This window comes from Thalassovita gelatinovora, assembly GCF_001458355.1.
Lineage (GTDB): Bacteria > Pseudomonadota > Alphaproteobacteria > Rhodobacterales > Rhodobacteraceae > Thalassobius > Thalassobius gelatinovorus.
Window position 1 is genome coordinate 1 of record NZ_CYSA01000008.1, and the last position, 20730, is coordinate 20730.

The 20730-nt window shown below is 57.0% G+C and carries 16 protein-coding genes, 1 tRNA gene and 2 pseudogenes; 5 read left to right on the forward strand and 14 right to left on the reverse strand.

What is annotated here, in order from left to right; translation table 11 throughout:
- From TG4357_RS03790 to TG4357_RS18990, 3 genes and pseudogenes are all read right to left on the reverse strand, one after another.
- On the reverse strand, nucleotides 1-302 hold a 302-nt coding region (locus TG4357_RS03790; RefSeq protein WP_438695864.1), incomplete at its 3' end, for a transposase.
- A gap of 59 nt (nucleotides 303-361) precedes the next feature.
- Nucleotides 362-987: pseudogene (locus tag TG4357_RS18985) on the reverse strand (transposase); the annotation flags it as partial.
- 61 nt (nucleotides 988-1048) lie between these two features.
- A pseudogene (locus TG4357_RS18990) lies at nucleotides 1049-1186 on the reverse strand (transposase); the annotation flags it as partial.
- 544 nt (nucleotides 1187-1730) lie between these two features.
- Here TG4357_RS18990 and TG4357_RS03800 point away from each other — a divergent pair.
- A complete protein-coding gene (locus TG4357_RS03800) occupies nucleotides 1731-3011 on the forward strand; it encodes a DEAD/DEAH box helicase (RefSeq protein WP_058261636.1) in 1281 nt (426 codons plus the stop codon).
- A gap of 489 nt (nucleotides 3012-3500) precedes the next feature.
- Here TG4357_RS03800 and purB read toward each other — a convergent pair whose 3' ends face one another.
- A complete protein-coding gene (purB, locus tag TG4357_RS03805) occupies nucleotides 3501-4808 on the reverse strand; it encodes an adenylosuccinate lyase (RefSeq protein ID WP_058261555.1) in 1308 nt (435 codons plus the stop codon).
- A 520-nt stretch (nucleotides 4809-5328) separates the two neighbouring features.
- A complete protein-coding gene (locus tag TG4357_RS03810; RefSeq protein WP_058261556.1) occupies nucleotides 5329-7083 on the reverse strand; it encodes a hypothetical protein in 1755 nt (584 codons plus the stop codon).
- A gap of 510 nt (nucleotides 7084-7593) precedes the next feature.
- On the opposite strand from TG4357_RS03810, the gene TG4357_RS03815 reads away from it, so the two are divergent.
- On the forward strand, nucleotides 7594-8340 hold the full coding sequence (locus tag TG4357_RS03815) for a heme-dependent oxidative N-demethylase family protein (RefSeq protein ID WP_058261557.1): 747 nt from the start codon (nucleotides 7594-7596) through the stop codon (nucleotides 8338-8340).
- Between the two features lie 6 nt (nucleotides 8341-8346).
- Here the strand turns inward: TG4357_RS03815 and TG4357_RS03820 are convergent, their stop codons facing one another.
- The 4 genes from TG4357_RS03820 to TG4357_RS03835 all read right to left on the reverse strand — a co-directional run bounded on the left by TG4357_RS03820 (nucleotide 8347) and on the right by TG4357_RS03835 (nucleotide 12012).
- Nucleotides 8347-9153: a lytic murein transglycosylase gene (locus TG4357_RS03820; protein WP_058261558.1), complete on the reverse strand. Its 807-nt coding sequence runs from the start codon at nucleotides 9151-9153 to the stop codon at nucleotides 8347-8349.
- A 105-nt stretch (nucleotides 9154-9258) separates the two neighbouring features.
- Entirely contained in the window at nucleotides 9259-10059 is an 801-nt protein-coding gene (locus TG4357_RS03825; RefSeq protein ID WP_058261559.1) for a hypothetical protein, read from the reverse strand.
- 179 nt (nucleotides 10060-10238) lie between these two features.
- Nucleotides 10239-11645, reverse strand: coding sequence for a type I glutamate--ammonia ligase (gene glnA, locus TG4357_RS03830; protein ID WP_058261560.1), 1407 nt, complete (start codon nucleotides 11643-11645; stop codon nucleotides 10239-10241).
- Nucleotides 11646-11673: 28 nt separating this feature from the next.
- On the reverse strand, nucleotides 11674-12012 hold the full coding sequence (locus tag TG4357_RS03835; protein ID WP_058261561.1) for a P-II family nitrogen regulator: 339 nt from the start codon (nucleotides 12010-12012) through the stop codon (nucleotides 11674-11676).
- A 173-nt stretch (nucleotides 12013-12185) separates the two neighbouring features.
- On the opposite strand from TG4357_RS03835, the gene TG4357_RS03840 reads away from it, so the two are divergent.
- A complete protein-coding gene (locus tag TG4357_RS03840; protein WP_058261562.1) occupies nucleotides 12186-13880 on the forward strand; it encodes a bifunctional ADP-dependent NAD(P)H-hydrate dehydratase/NAD(P)H-hydrate epimerase in 1695 nt (564 codons plus the stop codon).
- On the opposite strand, the gene TG4357_RS03845 is transcribed toward TG4357_RS03840, so the two are convergent.
- From TG4357_RS03845 to TG4357_RS03860, 4 genes are all read right to left on the reverse strand, one after another.
- Nucleotides 13867-14358 (reverse strand): Hint domain-containing protein, encoded by a 492-nt coding sequence (locus TG4357_RS03845; RefSeq protein ID WP_058261563.1) that lies wholly within the window; start codon nucleotides 14356-14358, stop codon nucleotides 13867-13869. The two genes, TG4357_RS03840 and TG4357_RS03845, sit on opposite strands and share 14 nt — an antisense overlap.
- A 342-nt stretch (nucleotides 14359-14700) precedes the next feature.
- Nucleotides 14701-14775: transfer RNA gene (locus TG4357_RS03850), tRNA-Gln, on the reverse strand.
- Between the two features lie 64 nt (nucleotides 14776-14839).
- The gene (locus TG4357_RS03855) at nucleotides 14840-16150 is read right to left on the reverse strand and encodes a mechanosensitive ion channel family protein (protein WP_058261564.1); all 1311 of its coding nucleotides are present in this window, start codon (nucleotides 16148-16150) and stop codon (nucleotides 14840-14842) included.
- A 73-nt stretch (nucleotides 16151-16223) separates the two neighbouring features.
- On the reverse strand, nucleotides 16224-16724 hold the full coding sequence (locus tag TG4357_RS03860; RefSeq protein ID WP_058261565.1) for an SH3 domain-containing protein: 501 nt from the start codon (nucleotides 16722-16724) through the stop codon (nucleotides 16224-16226).
- Between the two features lie 110 nt (nucleotides 16725-16834).
- Between TG4357_RS03860 and TG4357_RS03865 the strand changes: the two genes are divergently transcribed.
- Nucleotides 16835-17821, forward strand: a complete 987-nt coding sequence (locus tag TG4357_RS03865; protein WP_058261566.1) for a 2-hydroxyacid dehydrogenase — start codon at nucleotides 16835-16837, stop codon at nucleotides 17819-17821.
- 3 nt (nucleotides 17822-17824) lie between these two features.
- Nucleotides 17825-19633, forward strand: coding sequence for a gamma-glutamyltransferase (ggt, locus tag TG4357_RS03870; protein WP_058261567.1), 1809 nt, complete (start codon nucleotides 17825-17827; stop codon nucleotides 19631-19633).
- On the opposite strand, the gene TG4357_RS03875 is transcribed toward ggt, so the two are convergent.
- Nucleotides 19630-20547, reverse strand: a complete 918-nt coding sequence (locus tag TG4357_RS03875) for a pirin family protein (protein ID WP_058261568.1) — start codon at nucleotides 20545-20547, stop codon at nucleotides 19630-19632. The two genes, ggt and TG4357_RS03875, sit on opposite strands and share 4 nt — an antisense overlap.
- Between the last annotated feature and the right edge of the window lie 183 nt (nucleotides 20548-20730).

A 20730-nucleotide genomic window follows, 5' to 3' on the forward strand; every position in this document is an offset into this window, starting at 1 on the left:
AGGATGCTGGGCGTGAAGGTGATCTTGTCTTCGCCCGCTCCGCGATCCCGAACGCGCGGCACCTTCACGGACACAGGACCAATGCCGGTCATCACCTCGCGTTCGGGTAAATGACCATGGCGCACCAGGCGCGCGCGGCCGTCATCCAGCCTGTCCCCCGAAAAGGCGGCCATGAGCGTAGACAGTTCCGCGTGGATCGCCTGTTCGATCAGCTTGCGCGCGCCATCTCGGAGGATGTCAGTGAACGGGTCAGTGGAAAAACCCGATGGATCCGGCAGTTGGGTGATGGTAGTCTCTGGCATGTGGCATATCCCTTTCTCGGCAGAGAATTGACGGCGTCTGAACACCGCCATGATATGTCGTCCCTCAGGGCATCACCAACTTTCGCGCGTTTCTCGCCATACGTCCCAGGCCTGCGCTTGTAGCCGATCTGAGCCTGGACACCTGCCAAACGGGCCAGTCTGGCAATACGATTTGGGCAACTGGTTTCGCCTTGTTCAACGAGATCATCATGAAGCTTGCGATACCCATAAACCTTGCCACTATCCTTCCACGCATCTTTGAGCAGCCTGGTTTGGCGGGCATCCTCACGCGCACGGTGGCTTAACGGATTCTTAATCCATGCATAGAACCCGCTGGGATGGATGTTGAGGCAACGACACATCCTGCGCACCGAATACTGAGGGCGATGCTCGGCCACGAACGCGTACTTCATCTTGCATCCTTGGCGAAGTACGCGGCTGCCTTTTTTAGGATATCGCGCTCCTCCGTCATCCGCGCCAGTTCCCGTTTGAGCTGCCGGTTCTCGGCCTCGTGGTCCACAGATGATGTCTGTGACGCTGCCTTCGCGTAAAGCTTCATCCATTTGTACAGCGAATGTGTGCTAACACCTAAACGCTCGGAAACCTCCCGAACGGGATAACCCCGAACCGTAATTTGATGCACAGCATCGCGCTTGAAATCTTCACTGAAATTTGGCTTCCCCATAACGGCCTCCTTGCCTCAAAGTTAGGGAAGAAAGCGTCTACAAATCTAGGGGCTATTCATGTTGATGCTTTTGAACCCACTTGTTTAGCGGCGATAATCCCACCCCCAAATCGGATGAAACCTGCGGTCGCGTCAGGCCGCTGGTGGTTGCGATGCGCACAGCATCACGGCGAAACTCGTCTGTGTATCTCGGTGCCATTCTTTATCTCCTTCATAGCAAACATTGCTCGAAAGAGACCGGAACTAAACCGTGGCAAGACCATCTTTACGATCCACGCCCAGATACCGGACGGTACGGTCCATCTTCTTATAAATTTGGGGGACCTTGGTTCTAGGCATTGATTGCTTTCCACAGGCCATGGCCTTTGATCCGCGACGGTATTTAGCAAAGTGCTCCGTCCTCCTCTGGCGCCGATGCGTCCGTATTTTTCAAGCGACCGGTGAAGTGGAACTCATCGAAATGGCGCGGTCGCTTTTAAACCAAAGCTTGACAGATGCCCGGCGCTCCCCCATATCGGCACTGTCGCTGCGCTGCCGCGTGAGCATGCCGTGCCCTCAATCGGGCAAACAGCGTACAAAATTTCCAGTTCCCCATCACGCAGGGTTCCTGACGCGAAGACCGGATGGCGCGGGAAACGCCCGCCTGTCCCGAGGTCCCGCGAACCCTCGCAAGCCGTGCAAGCACGGCCCAAGCAACACAGCCGTGTTTGGCAAAGGCCATGCGCGGTGACAAAGGATACGACTTGCTCGATTTTGATATGCTCGGTCTTGCACCGACACTGAACGACGCCCTGAAACGCGCCGGATTTACCGAACCTACCCCGATTCAGAACCAGGCGATTCCGCTGGCGATGCAGGGCCATGACATTCTGGGTCTGGCCCAGACCGGCACCGGCAAGACGCTGGCCTTTGGCCTGCCGTTGATCGACACTTTGCTGGCCCAGCCCGGCAAACCCGCCCCGAAAACTGCCAAGGCGCTGATTCTGGCCCCGACGCGCGAGTTGGTTAACCAGATCGCCGATAGCCTGCGGGTGTTAACCGATGGGTCGAAAATTCGCGTGACCACCGTGGTCGGGGGCCAATCCATTGGCCGGCAAATCAACCTGCTGTCGCGCGGTACCGATATTCTGGTCGCGACGCCCGGACGTCTGATCGACCTGATGGACCGTCGCGCGGTTGATCTTCGGTCGGTCTGCCATCTGGTGCTGGACGAAGCCGATCAGATGCTGGACATGGGGTTCATCCATGCGCTGCGCAAGATCGCACCGCAACTGGGCACACCGCGCCAGACAATGCTGTTTTCGGCCACGATGCCGAAACAGATGGAAGAACTGAGCCGCGCGTATCTCGATAATCCGCGCCGGGTACAGGTGTCGCCGCCGGGCAAGGCAGCCGACAAGGTTACCCAGTCGGTCCATTTCCTTGAAAAACCGGCGAAACAGTCCAAGCTGCGCGAAATCCTGTCACGAGATACGGATGCTTTGACGCTGGTTTTTGCCCGCACCAAACATGGGGCGGAAAAGCTGATGAAGGGCCTGGTCGCCGATGGCTATAACGCTGCGTCGATCCACGGCAACAAAAGCCAAGGTCAGCGCGACCGCGCGATCAAGGCGTTCCGCGATGGCACGATAACGGTTCTGGTCGCCACCGATGTGGCTGCACGCGGCATCGACATTCCCGGTGTGGCCTATGTGGTCAATTACGAATTGCCGGAAGTGCCGGACAATTATGTTCACCGGATTGGGCGAACCGCGCGCGCCGGGCGCGAAGGCGAAGCGATTTCGTTTTGTGCGGCAGAAGAGGTCGATCGGCTACACCAGATTCAAAAGCTGATGAAGATCGAAGTGCCGGTGGCCAGCGGCACCATGCCGAAATTCGTCGCCGAAGAGAAAAGCAAGGGCCGCTCGGGTGGACAGCGCAACCGTGGACGCGGATATGGCGGTGGCGGTGGTGGAGCGAACAACGCTTCCAAACCCGGCGGAAATGCTAAGCGGCGTCGTCCCCGGCGCAGCCACGCGGCTTGAACCGTGACAGAGTGATTGATGCAGCCGGAACAGTGTTCCGGCTGTTTTCGTTTTGGGCTTTGGCCTGTTACGGGTCGTGATCGGGACCGTTGATCACTACCTTATGCGCTCTGGGAAGTGGGCAAGAGGCGGTTCGGTCCAATGGTCGGCACAGCATATCAGTAAACATACACAAACCACGATCTGGTTGTAGTATTCCGATTTTCACAAGCCGGCAGGACCGGCGCGGCTGTACCGGCTGCGGACTCGTTTAGATTGGCTGATGCCAGCCTATCCGGTGACTTTGATACAGCTTTTGGTTTCGCTGTCCCAGACGGCACCATCAGCGCAGGACATCGCCTGCTGATGATCACCGAAACACTCGGCAAAAGCCGACAGCGGGGCAAGAGTGAGTACGAATGCTGTTAAAGCGATCCTGAACATAAAAAACTCCCTGTCATGCGTTGAAACATGACAGGGAGCTTAGCATAGGTTGCGATTCTTGCGAAATCAGGCTTCGCCAAAGACCCGCTTGAAGATCGTGTCGACGTGCTTGGTGTGGTAATCCATGTCGAACTTGGCGTTGATCTGATCCGCGCCCAAGGCTGCGACGACATCTTTGTCGGCCAGCAACTGTTCGCGGAAATCAACTCGGTCTTCCCAGACTTTCAGCGCGTTGCGCTGAACCATCGCATAGGCATCTTCGCGCGACACACCGGCCTGTGTCAGCGCCAGCAACACCCGCTGAGACATCACCAGACCCGGAAATTTGTTCATGTTGTCCAACATGTTTTGCGGGAAAATCAGCATTTTTTCGATTACGCCGGCCAGACGGTTCAGGGCGAAATCCAAAGTCACGGTGGCGTCCGGGGCGATCCCGCGTTCGACCGAGCTGTGCGAAATATCGCGTTCGTGCCACAGCGCCACGTTTTCCATCGCCGGGATCACGGTCATGCGCACCAGACGGGCCAGACCAGTCAGGTTTTCTGTTAGAACCGGGTTCTTTTTATGCGGCATCGCTGACGAACCCTTTTGCCCCATCGAGAAGAATTCCGCACCTTCCAGCACCTCGGTACGCTGCATGTGGCGGATTTCGATGGCGACGTTTTCAATGCTCGAAGCAATGACGCCCAGAGTCGCAAAGAACATCGCGTGGCGGTCGCGCGGGATGACTTGGGTGCTGATCGGTTCGGGGGTCAGGCCCAGCATCTTGCACACATGGTCTTCGACGCGCGGGTCGATATTGGCGAAGGTGCCGACAGCGCCGGAAATCGCGCCGGTGGCGATTTCTTCACGGGCCAGTTTCAGGCGGGTCAGGTTGCGATCCATTTCGGCATAGAACCGGGCAAAGGTCAGACCCATGGTGGTGGGTTCGGCGTGGATGCCGTGGCTGCGACCAACGCGGACGGTCATTTTATGTTCCATCGCGCGGGTTTTCAGCGCGGCGAGAAGTTTTTCCAGCCCTTTGATCAGGATGTCCGCAGCGCGCACCAGTTGCACGTTCAGGCAGGTATCCAGCACATCCGACGATGTCATGCCCTGATGCACGAACCGGGCTTCTTCGGACCCGACATGTTCGGCTAGATGGGTCAGAAAGGCGATCACGTCATGTTTGGTCACGGCTTCGATTTCGTCGATCCGGGCGACGTCGAATTCCACATCCTTTGCTTGCCAAACGGCATCGGCGTTTTCGCGCGGGATCACGCCCAGATCGGCCATCGCGTCACAGGCATGGGCTTCGATCTCGTACCAGATCTTGAACTTGGTTTCAGGTGACCAGATGGCGACCATTTCGGGACGGGAATAGCGGGGGATCATCGTCAAATTCCTTGGAAAGCTGGCGTTCTGGCTGTCTTTAGCGGCGCGAGCGCTTCACAGCAAGGGCAGGGGCCCGGATATGTCGCCGCATGGGCAGATATTGATCCGAAGCGAAGGCTTCGCAGGGGTGTGCATCTGAAATGGCAGAGCGAAAACCACCCGGACGGATACGGATCTACAAGGTGAAACACATTCACAATAAAAGGAGGGTATTTAAAAGGGGGGCATTTCGCCAAAGGAAGCGGCCGTGCTTTCGGAGGGAGGGCGGGGGTAAACGCTAAATACGGTACAATTATATCAAAGGTATGGGTCAGATTTGGACAGACTTGTGCGTTTTGAAAATGAGAGTGATTTTTCGGGGTCCTGCCGGAAAAATCAGTGCAAACAATTCGTTGGTGCACCCCGGATCGGTACCGCGTATCGCTGGATTTTTATACCAAGGCGCGAGGACCTGGAAAATCCTATGTCATGTGTTCGGCATATACCCGCCAGGATCATGTGGTCCGTTGAGGTTCTTGGATCAAAGGCCCCCAAGAAGGGCAAGAAATGGCAGGATGGCCAATGCCAGCCCCATTCCGCCTGAACCACCGCCATCGCTGTCGCCGGCATCTGTCATTCCATCGTCTTCGCTGTCGTCACCAGCGTCAGCGGCGTCTGCTTCGTCTTCTGCCGCGGCGGGGACCTCGGGAATGACGGGGGTTTCGATAAGGTCGTCGACGACTTCGTCTTCGGCTTTGGGGGCACCGTTGAGTGCGCTCATGAAATCCGCAGTATAATCAGGATTGTCGATTTCGACGCGGATGATTTCATAGCCATCCATCTGAGTTGTCAGGATGCCATTGTCGAAGACTTGATCGGGGTCAAGGGTGGTGACTTCGGCCAGAGATTCCGGCGAAGTGGGATTGTACCCATCCTTGACCCCAAGAACATCGATATGCATTTCCCCTGCGCCACTCATGATCTGTGACAGGTCGATCACGCTTTGCTGGGTGTCTTCGGTGTTTGAGGCGATGAACAGGACCATGCGGTCTTCGGCGTAAAAGCCGTGAACGCTGGTGTCTTCTTCGGCCAGTTCATGTTCGCGGTTGCCGCTTCCTTCGAAGGAAACCGGGCGGGTGTCGACCAAAGATTCATTCATCATACGGAACATTTCGCCGGGAACAGTCAGGCGACCATCATCGCCTTCGTTGCCGGCCAGGTTGGTCAGATTGTTCTGCTGTACGGCCCAGATATGCGCGGCCTCGACGTCATGTTCGACGAACACTTCGGTCATGTTCAGGATCTCATGCGCCTGACGCAGACCATATTGTTCCTCGGGGTCCCAATTGGTTCGGTTGGCGCGCAGGTTCCATTCGGTGACATAGGTATCAAGACCGTCGATCTGTTCACCCCAGGTCGAATCGATCACGTTCAGATCGTATTCGCGGCTGTTGGGGCTTCCATCGCCGCGCGAATAGATATGCGCGATCACGCCATCGACTGCGTCGCGTTCTTCGGCGGTGTCGAATTCGCTGAGGATGATTTCATTGGCGACCCGCGCCCATGAAATTTCGCCCGAATTGAAAACGAAGCTTTCATCAAGTTCGACATTATAGTCTTCCATGATTGCTTCGAGTTGTTCTTCGGCAGTGTCGAGATGATCGTAATCGCCGATCAAACGGGCCGAGCCGTAATTCTGACCGTTCTGCACCAGAATATCGACTTCGGAATAGGCGGTGTCACCTTCGGAGTGATTGTCGATTTCTTCATTCAGGATCTGGGCCATCTGGCTGGAAACACGACCGTATTCCAGCGAATCCATTTCGCCGCTGCCCCAGTATTCGTTGCCGATCTCGAAGGCCCGGATGGTGGGAGACCCGTGTTCGCCGTTCAACGTGTCCTGAATGAACCCGCGTAGGGAGGCCTCGTCGACATTGGCGAAGCGATGACCGTTTGCATCGGTTTCTTCTGTCAGGAAATGGCGCGTCGGAAGAACGATGGTCACATCGATATCGTTTTCTTCGGCGTAGGTCATGAATTCCGTATAAGGCAGCAATTCCACTTCTCTACCGGTATCGGGGTCGATTGCGGAAGTGTTGTCGGGATTTGACAGGTCGAAATAGTCCTCAGTCAACGATCCGCCGGGGTAGCGTACATGCTGAACCCCAAGTGCTGCGGCAGCATTGTCATAGGTGCCGTCTTCGCCAAGCTGGTCGCGGCTGGCCAGGATATTCGCTCCGAATATTTCCTGGTTATACTGCTGACCGCTAATTGTCTGTGCGTTTAGGTAAATCATCTCTGTTCCCTCTTTTCCGTGGAAAAGGTGGTTGCTGGTTACGTGCTGCGTATTGGGTGGTTCCAACCGGGGCTGCCGCGTTGGCAGGCGGATCGGGGACCTTGTAGAGATGAGGGTGAGTTTGGCCGGGATCGAAGTCTATGAAATCGCCGGAACGCCGACTTTATCGACCTGCCGCCCCTTCAAAAGGGGGTAAGGATTGTCCGAAATTTCCAGATATCAGCATATAAAATAGCCCGGGAAACCGGCACGGTTTTCCAGCCAACATCGGCGGAATCCGGACGGGCCGGATGCAGCGCGATATCGCGTACAGATGATTCTATTACCCTTAAAAATAAGGACTAATCCCTGTCTTTCGGGGGCTACCCCGTATGGCTTAGGCAAGTACCAGCGAGAACTATACCAAATGGACGACCTTATTTGGGGCGTCATATAGGCCATACGTCATAAGCTTGGATCAGTTTAGGAAAGAATTGCGATTGTTTGCGGATTAGGTCAAATGTCTATGGTATGATCCGGATTGTTCAGAAAACACTGCCCTATGACTTCAGATCCCGGCGTCCATTGCCGGGAATTGCGCCGCTGGACCCCGCCGAGTGGTTGTTGTTCGACGAGGCTTATAATGAACAGATGGCCTTGCGGGACGCATTGTTGGCGACCCGACGCGACGATGTCGTCGCAATGGCGCCCGAAGCGCACCCGGCGGCCGAGGAGTTGCTGGATCAGGTGCTGGATTTTCTGCGCGGGCATCCGACATTTTCGGTGCATTCCGATCATGTGATCCGTCCCGACGGCACAAAGGTGACGATCGACCTCGACGATCCTATGGTCACTCTCGGACGGTTGGTGCAAGAAGATCTCTGCGTGATGCAAAAACAGGGCGACGAACACGTACTGACGGCAGCGGTGCTGTGCTTTCCTTCAAATTGGACGTTGCGGCAAAAATTCCTAAAGCCAATGACGGGCATCCATGTGCCGGTCGCTCCCTATGACGAAAATATCGCCAAACGGGTTCAGCGACTGCTTGACGGGATACAGGCCGAGCGGCCGCTGTGGCGCTTCAATGTGTTGTGGTATCATGAACCGACGCTTTTTAATCCGCGACTGGAAGGCGAACACGAACCCGTTTCAGAAGAGAAAGACGCCGCTTATCTGCGCAGCGAACGGCAGGTCCTGATGCGTTTGCCAGAAAGCCGTGCGGTGGTGTTTTCGATCCATACCTACATGATCCCGGGCGCAGTCGCCCGAGCGTGGTGACGACGTTTAACGGTCGATGCCCGCACCCATGATCGCGATTGCCTTCTGATAGACACCAGCGGCATTCCATTCCTTGATCACTTCGAAATTGGGTTGCCCTTGTTGAAACCCCTTGCCGCGCTTCCAGCCCTTTTTGTTCAGGTAATGCGCGGTCGAAGCCAGAGCATCGGTTTCATTGGTCAGATCGACCCGGCCGTCGCCATTGCCGTCCACGCCGTAGCGCAGGATGTTGCCGGGCAGGAATTGGGTATGGCCCAGTTCGCCATGCTTGGCACCGATGGAACCGGCTGAAATCGCGCCCTCATCGACCAGTTTCAGCGCCGCCAGCGCATGCGGTGTGAAAAAATCCGAACGACGACAATCATAGGCCAGCGTTGTGATCGCCGAAATGACATTGCTGTCGCCCATGAAATTGCCAAAGGCGGTTTCCATGCCGTGAATCGCCAACAGAACGCCTGCGGGTACGCCGTAGTGTTTTTCCAGACTCGTATAGAAAGCTGGGTTGCGCGCTTTGCGTTTACGGCCAAGCGCAACGATGGTGTCGGCACCGCGGACCTGCATGAATTTTTCCAGCGAATACTTGAACGATTTCTGATTGCGGTCCGCCCAGATGGTTTTGGTAGCGTATTGCGCGCCCTTCAGCGCGGCAAGACCCTTTTGCCCGACCCCGGCGCTGCGGGCTTCGGTGACGAAGGCGGTTTTCCAGGCCGCAAAGCCTGCCGAAGTATTGCCGCAAGGGGCAGACAGGGCCGGGGCCGCGTAGAGGCCGGTCAACAGAGCGAAAAAAAGAGATTTGATAACACGTGAGGGCATGCGCCTGATCCGAGTGATTGAAATGAAGTTAGAGTATCGCACGAAAAAAACGCCGCCAAACAGTTTATGGCGGCGTTTTGTGTTGGTTTTGTCAAAGGTTGCGGATCACAACCCCAGCATCGTCATCGTTTCGGCGAAGGCACCAGAGGCGTTCAGGGTGATCGCGAACCCGGTCAGCGCCAATGTGTGTGCGGCCAGTCGGAGATCTTCGCCGCGTACGATGTTGATGATGCACAGTACAATTGCGAATGGCAGGTAGAACAATCCGATCGTCGTTACCATGGTCCAGCTTGCCGTGCGGAGCGCCAGGCTACCTTCAGTATCCATTGCTTTGTCTGCCGCTTTGCCAGCGGTTGTGGTGTCATAAACTTGTTCTGCTGTTTCAGAACATTGTCCGCGCGCCTGCATCATATCGCGCGGGGAAACGTCGGTTTTCGAGGGCATTATCAGCGGTGCCGTTTCAATGAATTCCAAGGTTTCCAGAATCGCAGAGGCCCGCAACCACATCACGAAACAGGGCCTGCTGGCCAGCGCAAGCTGATAGGTGATTTCCGCCAGATACGGTTTCAATTGACGCTTGATTGCTTGGGTTTCTGCCATGTCCGTTTGCTTTGAAACGGATATGGACAGGCCAATGATCATTTTCGCCCGTGCCAATATGCCATCGGGATCAGCCGAGATCGCGTTGGCGTTGCTGCCTGCGGTGATCAGGCGGGGGGACAAGTCCACAGACATCGTATCGGTGCAGATGCAGATATGATCGCCTTCAAGCGCCTTGATCGATCGAATACGATGGCCATGCGTTTCCAGGATTTCCTGAATTTCGTTTGATAGCTCTATTGTGTCGACATGTTTCCGTTCGAGAAACACCAAACCCGCCGAATATCGGTACTCGTCCTTTTTCATGACAGATCTCCAGCTAACTGCTCATGACTTTGTGTGACGAAGAAAAACGGACATTCTATGGCGCAGGTTCACGCAAAGGTGGCATTCTTGTGAAATTATGTCGCCTTTCGGCGACGGAATTCCAAGAAAAAAAGGGCACCCGAAGGCGCCCTTTTGTATTTTTAATTCCGTATTGGAAATCAGCAGCTGTAGTACATTGCGAATTCCACCGGGTGCGGTGTGTGTTCGTAGGTTTGGATTTCTTCCATTTTCAGATCGATATAGCCGTCGATCTGATCCTTGGTGAACACGTCACCGGCGATCAGGAAGTCCATATCAGCCTGCAGTTCTACCAAAGCTTCGCGCAGCGAACCGCAAACCGTCGGGATGCCGGCCAGTTCTTCGGCAGGCAAATCGTACAGGTTCTTGTCCATGGCTTCGCCCGGATCGATCTTGTTCTTGATTCCGTCGATGCCGGCCATCAGCAGCGCCGCGAAGCACAGGTAGGGGTTTGCCGCGGGGTCGGGGAAACGGGCCTCGACGCGCTTGGCTTTCGGGCTTTCGGCCCATGGGATACGGACACAACCGGACCGATTGCGCGCCGAATAGGCCCGCAGAACAGGCGCTTCGAAACCCGGGATCAGACGCTTGTAGGAGTTGGTCGACGGGTTGGTAAAGGCGTTCAGCGCCTTGGCGTGGGACAAGATACCGCCGATGAAATACAGCGCTTCCTGGCTCAGGTCGGCATATTTGTCGCCTGCGAATAGCGGCTTGCCGTCTTTCCAGATCGACATGTTCACATGCATGCCGGTGCCGTTGTCGCCCGCGATGGGCTTGGGCATGAAGGTTGCCGACTTGCCATAGGCCTGAGCCACGTTATGGATGATGTACTTGTATTTCTGCAGCTCATCAGCCTGCTTGGTCAGGGTGCCGAAAATCAGGCCTAGTTCGTGCTGGCACGACGCCACTTCGTGGTGATGCTTGTCGACCTTCATGCCGATGCGCTTCATCGTCGACAGCATTTCGGACCGCAGGTCTTGTGCGTCGTCAACCGGGTTGACCGGGAAATAGCCGCCCTTGACGCCCGGACGGTGGCCCGAGTTGCCCATTTCATAATCGGTGTCGGTGTTCCACGATGCGTCGATAGCGTCGACTTCGTAAGAAACTTTGTTGATCGAGTTCGAATATTTGACGTTGTCGAACAAGAAGAATTCAGCTTCCGGACCCATATAGGCGGTATCGCCGATACCTGTCGATTTCAGATAGGCTTCGGCCTTTTCGGCAGTACCGCGCGGATCGCGTTCATAGGCTTCGCCAGTATCGGGTTCGACGACCGAGCAATGGATGCAAAGGGTCTTTTCCGCATAAAACGGATCGATATAGGCCGAGTCGGTGTCGGGCATCAGTTTCATGTCGGAGGCTTCGATCGATTTCCAGCCAGCGATGGAAGACCCGTCGAACATGAAGCCTTCTTCGAGGAAGTCTTCATCGACCTCATCGGCAATCACGGTCACGTGCTGCAATGCGCCGCGCGGATCGGTGAAGCGGATATCGACATATTCGACGTCTTCATCCGCGATGGTCTTGAGAACTGCGTCCTTGCTCATTCCCTTTATCCCTTTCGTTTATGGGTAATTACAGCGCGTCCGAACCGGTTTCGCCGGTACGGATGCGAATAGCTTGTTCAACGGGGCTGACGAAAATCTTGCCATCGCCGATCTTGTCGGTTTTGGCGGCGTCGATGATCGCCTCGATGGCACCGTCGACAAGATCGTCATCCAGCACGACCTCGATTTTGACTTTCGGCAGGAAATCCACGACATATTCTGCGCCGCGATAAAGTTCGGTATGGCCTTTCTGGCGTCCGAAGCCTTTGACTTCGATTACGCTGAGGCCTTGGATGCCGGCCTCCTGCAAGGCTTCTTTTACCTCATCAAGCTTGAACGGCTTGATGATCGCTTCGATCTTTTTCATCGCTGGGTCTCCTCGCCAGATGCTTCGTTCATGGCACAGATCACTTTCACTGGGCGGCCTCAATTGGCTACAGTAAATCGCGGGGAACGGCCATGGCGGATTCTCGGAACACGATTAAAAAAACATCAAAAAGATTAAAAGGTGTGCGAAATGAAAACTTTGTTGCTGAATTCATGACAGAACTGCTGAGTGCTGCACAAATGCGCGCCATCGAACAAGCGGCAATCGAGTCGGGTGAAGTGACCGGGCTGGAGCTGATGGAACGCGCCGGGCAAGGCGTTGTCGAAGCGATTTTCGCGGAATGGCCGGAGCTTGCCGTTTCGCCTGCGGCGGGCGGGGAGGGGGGCGTTGCCCCCCGTCCGGCGGGGCCGGACTCCCCCCAGGATATTTGTGAACAGAAGAAGTTGCGGGCGGTGGTGCTTTGCGGGCCGGGGAATAATGGCGGCGACGGGTTCGTGGTGGCGCGGCTGTTGAAAGAGCGCGGCTGGGAGGTGGAGGTTTTTCTTTACGGCGATGCGGGGAAGCTGCCGCCGGATGCGAAGGCGAATTATGAGCGGTGGTTGGAGATGGGGGAGGTGACAGAATATGATGGTGAATTCTGGATGGATCCCTCGATCTATCGCGAAGACTCGGTGCTGGTTGATGCTTTGTTCGGCACAGGGCTGACCCGGCCTGTTGAGAATTTTAATGCGTTCGGCTGGGTGACGCAGCTGACAGAGTGGCGCTTGTCGCCTGAAAATCGCGGCGCGGCATATCCCGCACCGCGTGTTGTTTCTGTGGATATGCCCAGCGGCGTTTGTGCGGATTCCGGCAGGAGGTTGTATAGCGCAGATCCTCCCTTCGATCTCGAAGAGATTAGCGCGGATTTAACTGTCACGTTCCATTCCAAGAAACTGGGGCATGTACTCGCCGTGGGGCCATATTACAGCGGCAAAGTGGTTGTGCAGGACATTGGGCTTTGCGAAGATCATGAGTGGCGAAAGGCCAACTGGAAGCAAATTGCCAAGCAATTTGATGCGCCGTTTGTGGGTTTGTTGGCGAAAGGCTATGGCGGCCATAAATATTCCCATGGCCACGCCCTGATCCTTTCCGGCAGGCCCGGCCGGACCGGGGCGGCGCGGATGGCGGCGCGGGGGGCGCTGCGGATCGGGGCCGGGCTGGTGACGCTGGCGGTGCCGCCGGCGGCGCAAGCGGAGGTGGCGGCGCAGGTCACCGCGATCATGCTGCGGCGGGTGGGCGATGCCACCGCCTTGACCAAGGTGCTGGAGGATGCGCGGTTCAACGCGATCGGGCTGGGGCCGGCGCTTGGGCTGGACGCGGGCGCGGCGGCGCTGGTGGCGGCGGCGCTGGAGGCGGGGCGGGCGAGCGTGCTGGATGCCGATGCGCTGACCCTGCTGGCGCAGGACGCGGCGCTGTTTTCAAAGCTGCACGAAAACTGCGTGCTGACGCCGCATGCGGGCGAATTCAGGCGGCTGTTCCCGGATATTGCCGCGAAACTGGAGACCGCGCCGGTGCAGGGGCCTGCCTATTCCAAGGTGGATGCGGTGCGGGAGGCGGCGAAACGCGCGGGCTGCGTGGTGTTGTTCAAGGGGCCCGACACGGTGATCGCGGCGCCGGACGGGCGCTGCAGCATCAATTCGGCGCAGTATGAAAGGGCAGCGCCCTGGCTGGCGACGGCGGGGTCGGGGGACGTGCTGACCGGCTTCATCGCCGGCCTGCTGGCGCGGGGATTTGCGCCGCAAAGTGCTGCGGAAACCGCTGCCTGGTTGCATGTCGAATGCGCCTTAGAATTCGGTCCCGGGCTGATGGCCGAGGATTTGTCCGAACAGCTCCCCAAGGTGTTTAGGCGTCTGCTTAGTCAGCCATGACCGGTGCGGTGGCGCAGGCCAGTTCCAACCCGTCGGCATAGATCACCTGCGGGCTTTCGAAGCCGAGGCGGAACACCATGTGTTGGGCGCGCGGTTGCAACCGGACATATTCACCGTCCACCAGGCGGCGGGCGTCGACCATGGCCTGATCGGCATAATAAAGCGCCTTGGCCCGCCAATCGCGGATCAGAACTTTCTGCCGCGAGGGCAGGATGGTGTCGCTGTCGGGGCGGTCATGGCCCAGCGATCCGGCGCGGATGCGCACGGTTTCGCAAATTTCGAGCTCATGACCGATCGCTTTCAGATCGACCAGTCCGGTGTTCCGAGTGATGATCTTGTCGCCTGGGACCAGTGTTTCCACTGGCAATGCGCCGTCCAATGTCAGGATCAGTGTCCCGGGCATTATTCCATTTCTGGATTCAACATGACGCCTTGCGGTCAATTGACCGTCATTGCGCCCGACCGTTTTCGGTTTCATGGGCGATATCCTACTGCTCTGCCTGCTTTTTTGCTGGCAGATTACTAAGGGGAACGTCGTTTGTCTTGCATTTTTTAGTGAATATTCGGTTTCGAGGGATGTTAAGTGTCCATTCGTATTGGGATTAGGGACACCGAAGCGATAACTTTTGAGCGGGGACCGACCGTAATACGAGCAAGCCGCGGTGACAAAAAGGGGCGACAGCTTGGAGAGGGGATACCCCAAAGTGGCCAATGCTGCGCGTTGCTCAAATCGTCACGCAAACCCAAAATAAGACCGATAAGGGGCAGTTCTGACCCTGAGCAGCATTGAGGCGCTATCAATGTGATGTTCAGGAAGTACTGGCTGGGGTGGTAGGATTCGAACCTACGGTACACGCTACCAAAAAGCGTTGCCTTACCACTTGGCTACACCCCAACTGTGAGGCGCTATTTACGAAACGCTGCCGTCGGGTGCAAGAGCAGAAATGACAATTTTTTTACTATTCCGTAGGGGCGGATTTCTGCAACAGATCATCGTTGCTCTTCGTTTCGCGTTCTTCTTTGACAATCTGTTCCAGTGCCTGTTCTTCGCGGGCCTCTACGTCCAGTGCGCGCGGGGTTTGCGCTGGAGCGACGGACGGTTTTCCCGCAGAGGTATCTTGGGTGATCAACCGGTAAGTCGGTTCGGGCATTTTGATTCCGGCCCCGGTGAAGGTGGCCATGAGAATGCGGATTGCTTCCGATCGCGCCGCAAGGAGCCCTGTCTTGGTCTGATCGATCCAGCCGGCCAGCCGCAGTGTTATCGTGCTGTCGCCGACTTCGTGTATCCAGACCGACGGGGCGGGACTGGCAACTGAAAACGGCAGTTTGGCCAGAGTCTGTTCGCCCAGCCTGAGCGCAAGAGCCAGATCACTTTCAGGCGCAACGGCCAGATCAAATGTATAGCGCCGTTCGGCGTTGCTGGAGTAGTTGACGATTCGCGACTTGAATACGGTCGAATTGGGGATGCGAATATGGTTGCCGTCCCAGCTCAGCAGGATGGTGGCGCGGCTGGTCAGGCGAATGACCTTGCCTTCGTCGCCATTGATTTCGATGGCGTCATTGGGCCGGAACGGCTGCCGGATCGACAACATGATAGAAGCGATGAAATTTTCCACCGTGTCCTTCACCGCGAAACCAATTGCCAGCCCGACGATTCCCGCGGCACCGAGAATGGTCGACAGCAATGCCGTGGCCCCAAGGATATCCAGCGCCATGACGAGCCCTGCGATCAAGAATCCCAGCCGCACGATCACCCGGTAGATGTCAGCGATAAAGCTGTTTGGGGCCAGCCGGTTCCAAGGCTGTTTCATCCGCGCCAGCACCAGCCCGAAGGCAAAGATCAAGCCGAAAGCGATCAGCGCCACCGCCAGAAGCGGCAAATAGGCCACGAATTGCGCGGTGCGCTTGGTAAAACGGTCCACTGCGGGGTTCAGCCGTTCAACGACATCGGTGGTTTCTGCCACTTCGTTACGGATCGCAACCACCCCATTGACCCGGGTGATCAGATCATTCAGCGCCTCGGCGTGGGCCAGATCGAGCGTGGTGCCTTTCAGCGTCACGATACCCGAAGTGACGGTGACGGTGACGTCGTCATACCCTTCCAATTCCGAAAGGATATCGCGGATACGAACGGCGATCGCGGCATCGGTGGTGGCGCTGTCTTCGACCGAGATCGGGCCCGACGGCTGTTCGGCACCATTCGGAGCGGCCGACTGGGACCAGGCCGGGGATGTCAGGCAGAGTGCAAAAATAAGGATCAAGAAGCGCATGGATGAAATCTCGGCAAAATAAACTGACGTCAGCCTAGACCGCGATTTATCCACCGCAAGATAAAAGACCGGATCAGTCCCTGATTTCGACCGATTTTACGCCCCACAGCGCATCCTTGGGGGCCCAACCGCGATAGCCGCCTGCGCGCAGTTTGCACCATTCTTTGGTGCAGTCTTCCAGCTTGGCAATCACGCCGAGTTCCAGCCGGGCGGTGATTGCTGTATCGGCATCGGGACGAACATGCAGGGCCAGCATATCCTGGTCGATGATCACGTGCCGGACCCCGGACAGCAGCGAATAATGAACCCAGCCCCCAGCGCCGTCTCGGTCGCGAACTCGCCGCCAATGGCCGTATTCGGCGGTGATTTCCACCGGCATGTCGCGGCGTTTGAATACCCAATCAATCCGGTGGGTCAGGCTGGGCCCGCGCCGGACATTCGCTTCGGATGCCTTGACGGAAACGAAACGCGGCAGCGGCAGATTGGTCACCGGCCCGCGCTCTTCGGCGCGGAGCGGAGAAAACAGACACAGACCGCACAGGACGGCCGCGACGAAGCGATTGGTAATTTTCATCAATCTGCTCACTGCTCGTGAAATTTTATTGCGGGGGTTCTTGTGCCCCGGTTGGTCTTGCTCCACTCTGACATCAAGCCGTGCGGTTTGGAAGCAGGAGGAGGCCCGAGATGCCATCTGGACGTCTGAGTGTTGTTGTTACGCGACGCTTGCCCGACGTGGTCGAAACGCGACTGAAGGAATTGTTCGACGTGCGGTTGCGCGACGACGATACCCCAATGACGCGGGAAGAACTGGTTGCCGCGCTCCGAGAGGCCGATATTCTGGTGCCGACGCTGAACGATCATCTTGATGCGAGCGTCATCGCTCAGGCCGGCGACCAGCTGCGGCTGATTGCGAATTACGGGGCAGGGGTGGATCATATCGATGTCGCCACCGCCCGTCAGCGCGGCATTCAGGTGACCAACACGCCCGGCGTTCTAACCGAAGATACTGCGGACATGACAATGGCGCTGATTCTTGCCGTGACCCGCCGTATCCCCGAAGGTTTGGCCGTCATTGAGACGGGTCAATGGAAGGGCTGGTCGCCCACCGCTTTACTGGGTGGTCGGGTCAGTGGCCGTCGTTTGGGCATTCTGGGCATGGGGCGGATCGGGCAAGCGGTCGCGCGGCGCGCCAGTGTTTTTGGTATGCAGGTGCATTATCACAATCGCCGTCGCCTGCGCGAAGAAACGGAAGACGCGTTGCAGGCCACCTATTGGGAAAGCCTGGATCAGATGGTGGCGCGGATGGACGTTTTGTCGATCAACTGCCCGCATACGCCTTCGACCTTCCATCTGATGAATGCCCGCAGACTGAAGCTGATGAAGCCATCGGCAGTGATCGTGAACACATCGCGTGGTGAAGTGATCGATGAAAACGCTTTGACCCGGATGCTGAAGGCTGGCGAACTAGCGGGCGCGGGGCTGGATGTTTATGAACATGGCTCCGAAACCAATGCCGACCTGCGCGCATTGACCAATGTGGTGATGCTGCCTCATATGGGATCGGCCACCGTAGAAGGACGGCTTGAAATGGGTGAAAAAGTTATCATCAATATCAAGACCTTCGCAGACGGGCACCGGCCGCCCGATCTGGTGCTGCAGTCGATGGATTGATTGATGCGTCGGGGCGTTGAAAAGGGACTTCGCTCTCTGACACTCGCGGCGCTGACCTGTTGGTCTGTGACCGCCCATGCGCAACAGGCGGCCGATGCGGTTGCCCCGGAGGCCGAATCCGACCTATCTGTCTTGTGGCCAAACGCATCCGAAGACATCTTGGCTTCGCTGCGGGCGAAAGCGAACGGCCTGCCGGTAGAAGCACAAGATTGGATGATTGCTGCGGCCAATCCGCTTGCGGTGCAAGCCGGTGCCAAGATCCTGCAAAACGGCGGTACGGCGGCGGATGCGATTGTCGCCGTTCAGGCCGTTTTGGGGTTGGTGGAACCGCAATCCTCGGGATTGGGCGGTGGAGCGTTCCTGCTTTGGTATGATGCCAAAACCGGCAAACTGACCACGCTGGATGGTCGTGAAACCGCGCCACTGGCGTTGACGCCGCGCCTGTTTCAGACCGACGCGGGCGAGCCGCTGAAATTCTTCGACGCGGTCGTCGGGGGACTTTCGGTGGGCACGCCCGGCACGCCTGCCTTATTGGCCGAAGCGCAGCGCCGATGGGGGAAACGTCCCTGGGTCGGGCTGTTTGGCGATGCTATCCGGCTGGCCGAAGATGGGTTTCCCGTTTCCCCGCGTCTGGCATCGCTGGTGGCGCGTGATCACGACAGGCTGGCACGATTTGAAGAAACCGCAGCCTATTTCCTGCCGGCTGGCGCGCCGCTCGAAGCGGGGCAGGTTTTACGCAATCCGGCATATGCCGAGACCTTGAGAACGATTTCAGATCAAGGTGTTGGGGTGTTTTATTCAGGCGATATTGCGGCGGATATCGCGACCTCAGTTCAAACAGCGCCGGGCAATCCAGGCAAACTTGCGCCGCTCGATCTGGCGATATACCGTGTGGTCGAACGTGATCCGGTCTGTGTTTCCTATCGCGGGCACGATGTCTGCGGCATGGGGCCTCCGTCTTCGGGCGGTTTGGCCGTGGGGCAAATCCTCGGCCTGTTGCGCCATTCCGATTTGTCCGGGTTGGGACCGGAAAGTCCGGAAAGTTGGCGATTGATCGGTGATGCCAGTCGTTTGGCTTTTGCCGATCGGGGTCGCTATGTGGCCGATAATGACTTTTTACCCGTCCCGGTCAAAGGTATGCTGGACGATGGATATCTAATTGATCGCAATAAATTGCTGGGCGGAGATGATGCGTTGCCTGAGGTCGCGCCGGGGACTCCGGCTTTCGATCACGCGCTGAACTGGGCCGATGACGACGCGATCGAATTTCCCTCGACATCACATATCTCGATCGTTGATGGCTATGGTAACGCATTGTCGATGACCACCACGATCGAAAACGCGTTTGGGTCGCGGTTGATGGTGCGCGGGTTTCTTCTGAACAATGAATTGACCGATTTTTCTTTCCGAACCCACCGCGATGGCCGACCCATTGCCAATGCGGTTGCCCCCGGTAAACGGCCCAGATCCTCGATGGCTCCGACGATCGTTCTGAAGGATGGCAAGCCGGTTTTGGTGATTGGGTCTCCCGGTGGCAGCCGGATCATAGGCTATGTCGCGCAGGCAATCATTGCGCATCTCGATTGGGGCATGGATGTGCAGCAAGCGGTCGCCATGAGGCATCTGGTCAATCGTTTTGGCACTTATGACGTAGAAGACGGTATTACGGCTTCCCTTACCACGTCGCTTGAACAGATGGGCTATGACGTCAAACTTGGAACCCTGAATTCCGGGCTGCACGCGATTGCGATCGGAACCAACTTGCAGGGCGGGGCCGATCCGCGCCGAGAAGGGATCGCACTCGGCCGCTAGGACGCGGCCTTGTGCTTGATGAATGTCCCATTGTTCAGCTCTGCAAACGCCTGCCTCAGTTCGGCCCGTGTATTCATCACAATGGGGCCGTGCCAGGCAACGGGTTCCTGAATTGGTCGTCCGGTCATCAGCAGAAAACGAATACCGTCCTCGCCCGCCTGAACGATGATTTCGTCGCCCGATCCGAACCGGACCAAGGTGCGGTTGCCGGTCATGTCACGAATGTTCAGTTCCTGACCGCCGAATTCCTTTTCGACCTTGATCCCGACCGGGTCGCTGGCATCGCGGAACGTGCCCGATCCGGCAAAGACATACGCCAAGGCGTTTGCCCTTGTATCGACCTTCAGCAGTTTGCGCCGGCCTGCCGGTACGGACACGTCCAGCATCATAGGATCAGCGGCGATGCCGTCGACCGGTCCGTTCAGACCCCAGAATTTTCCGATGATCACCTTAATGGCGGTGCCGTCGTCATCCACTTCGACCGGAATGTCGCTGCCGCTGATATCCTGATATCGCGGTGCCGTCATTTTCAAACTGGAAGGCAGGTTGGCCCAAAGCTGAAATCCGTGCATCTGTCCCTTGGTGTCGCCCCTAGGCATTTCCTGATGCACGATGCCAGACCCGGCGGTCATCCATTGCACCCCGCCGGGGCGCAACACGCCCTTGTTGCCCAAACTGTCGGAATGTTCCACCGATCCTTCCAGCACATAGGTGATGGTTTCGATGCCGCGATGCGGATGCCAAGGGAACCCTTTGGCATAAAGCCTTGGGTCGTCATTGCGGAAATCGTCCATCATCAAGAACGGATCGGTCAGCGTCGGATCATCAAAGCCGAAAACACGGTGCAGTTGCACCCCGGCGCCTTCCATCGTCGGTTGGGCCTGGCTGGTGGCGGCAACGGGTCTGAAAGTCATTGGAACCTCCTGTTTGCTAGCGATAATCTGGTGCAAACGCGGCAAGAAGCAAAGTGCAGCTTATCGAACAACGCATGTGCAGAATTGCAAGTCGTCAATAGGCTTTAGTCCCGGTCGGGGCGTAAACGAAACTCAGGAAAAGGTCTGAAGCCTTTTCGGTAAGGGATAATCCTATCCTTAATA

Bases quoted from the DNA above. Each gene is read 5' to 3' on its own strand.
- TG4357_RS03855 (WP_058261564.1), bottom strand. From the start codon at position 16,150: ATGCGCTTCTTGATCCTTATTTTTGCACTCTGCCTGACATCCCCGGCC.
- TG4357_RS03835 (WP_058261561.1), bottom strand. From the start codon at position 12,012: ATGAAAAAGATCGAAGCGATCATCAAGCCGTTCAAGCTTGATGAGGTA.
- TG4357_RS03865 (WP_058261566.1), top strand. From the start codon at position 16,835: ATGCCATCTGGACGTCTGAGTGTTGTTGTTACGCGACGCTTGCCCGAC.
- TG4357_RS03820 (WP_058261558.1), bottom strand. From the start codon at position 9,153: ATGCCCTCACGTGTTATCAAATCTCTTTTTTTCGCTCTGTTGACCGGC.
- glnA (WP_058261560.1), bottom strand. From the start codon at position 11,645: ATGAGCAAGGACGCAGTTCTCAAGACCATCGCGGATGAAGACGTCGAA.
- TG4357_RS03810 (WP_058261556.1), bottom strand. From the start codon at position 7,083: ATGATTTACCTAAACGCACAGACAATTAGCGGTCAGCAGTATAACCAG.
- TG4357_RS03845 (WP_058261563.1), bottom strand. From the start codon at position 14,358: ATGAAACCGAAAACGGTCGGGCGCAATGACGGTCAATTGACCGCAAGG.
- TG4357_RS03875 (WP_058261568.1), bottom strand. From the start codon at position 20,547: ATGACTTTCAGACCCGTTGCCGCCACCAGCCAGGCCCAACCGACGATG.
- TG4357_RS03815 (WP_058261557.1), top strand. From the start codon at position 7,594: ATGATCCGGATTGTTCAGAAAACACTGCCCTATGACTTCAGATCCCGG.
- purB (WP_058261555.1), bottom strand. From the start codon at position 4,808: ATGATCCCCCGCTATTCCCGTCCCGAAATGGTCGCCATCTGGTCACCT.
- TG4357_RS03825 (WP_058261559.1), bottom strand. From the start codon at position 10,059: ATGAAAAAGGACGAGTACCGATATTCGGCGGGTTTGGTGTTTCTCGAA.
- TG4357_RS03840 (WP_058261562.1), top strand. From the start codon at position 12,186: ATGACAGAACTGCTGAGTGCTGCACAAATGCGCGCCATCGAACAAGCG.
- TG4357_RS03860 (WP_058261565.1), bottom strand. From the start codon at position 16,724: ATGAAAATTACCAATCGCTTCGTCGCGGCCGTCCTGTGCGGTCTGTGT.
- ggt (WP_058261567.1), top strand. From the start codon at position 17,825: ATGCGTCGGGGCGTTGAAAAGGGACTTCGCTCTCTGACACTCGCGGCG.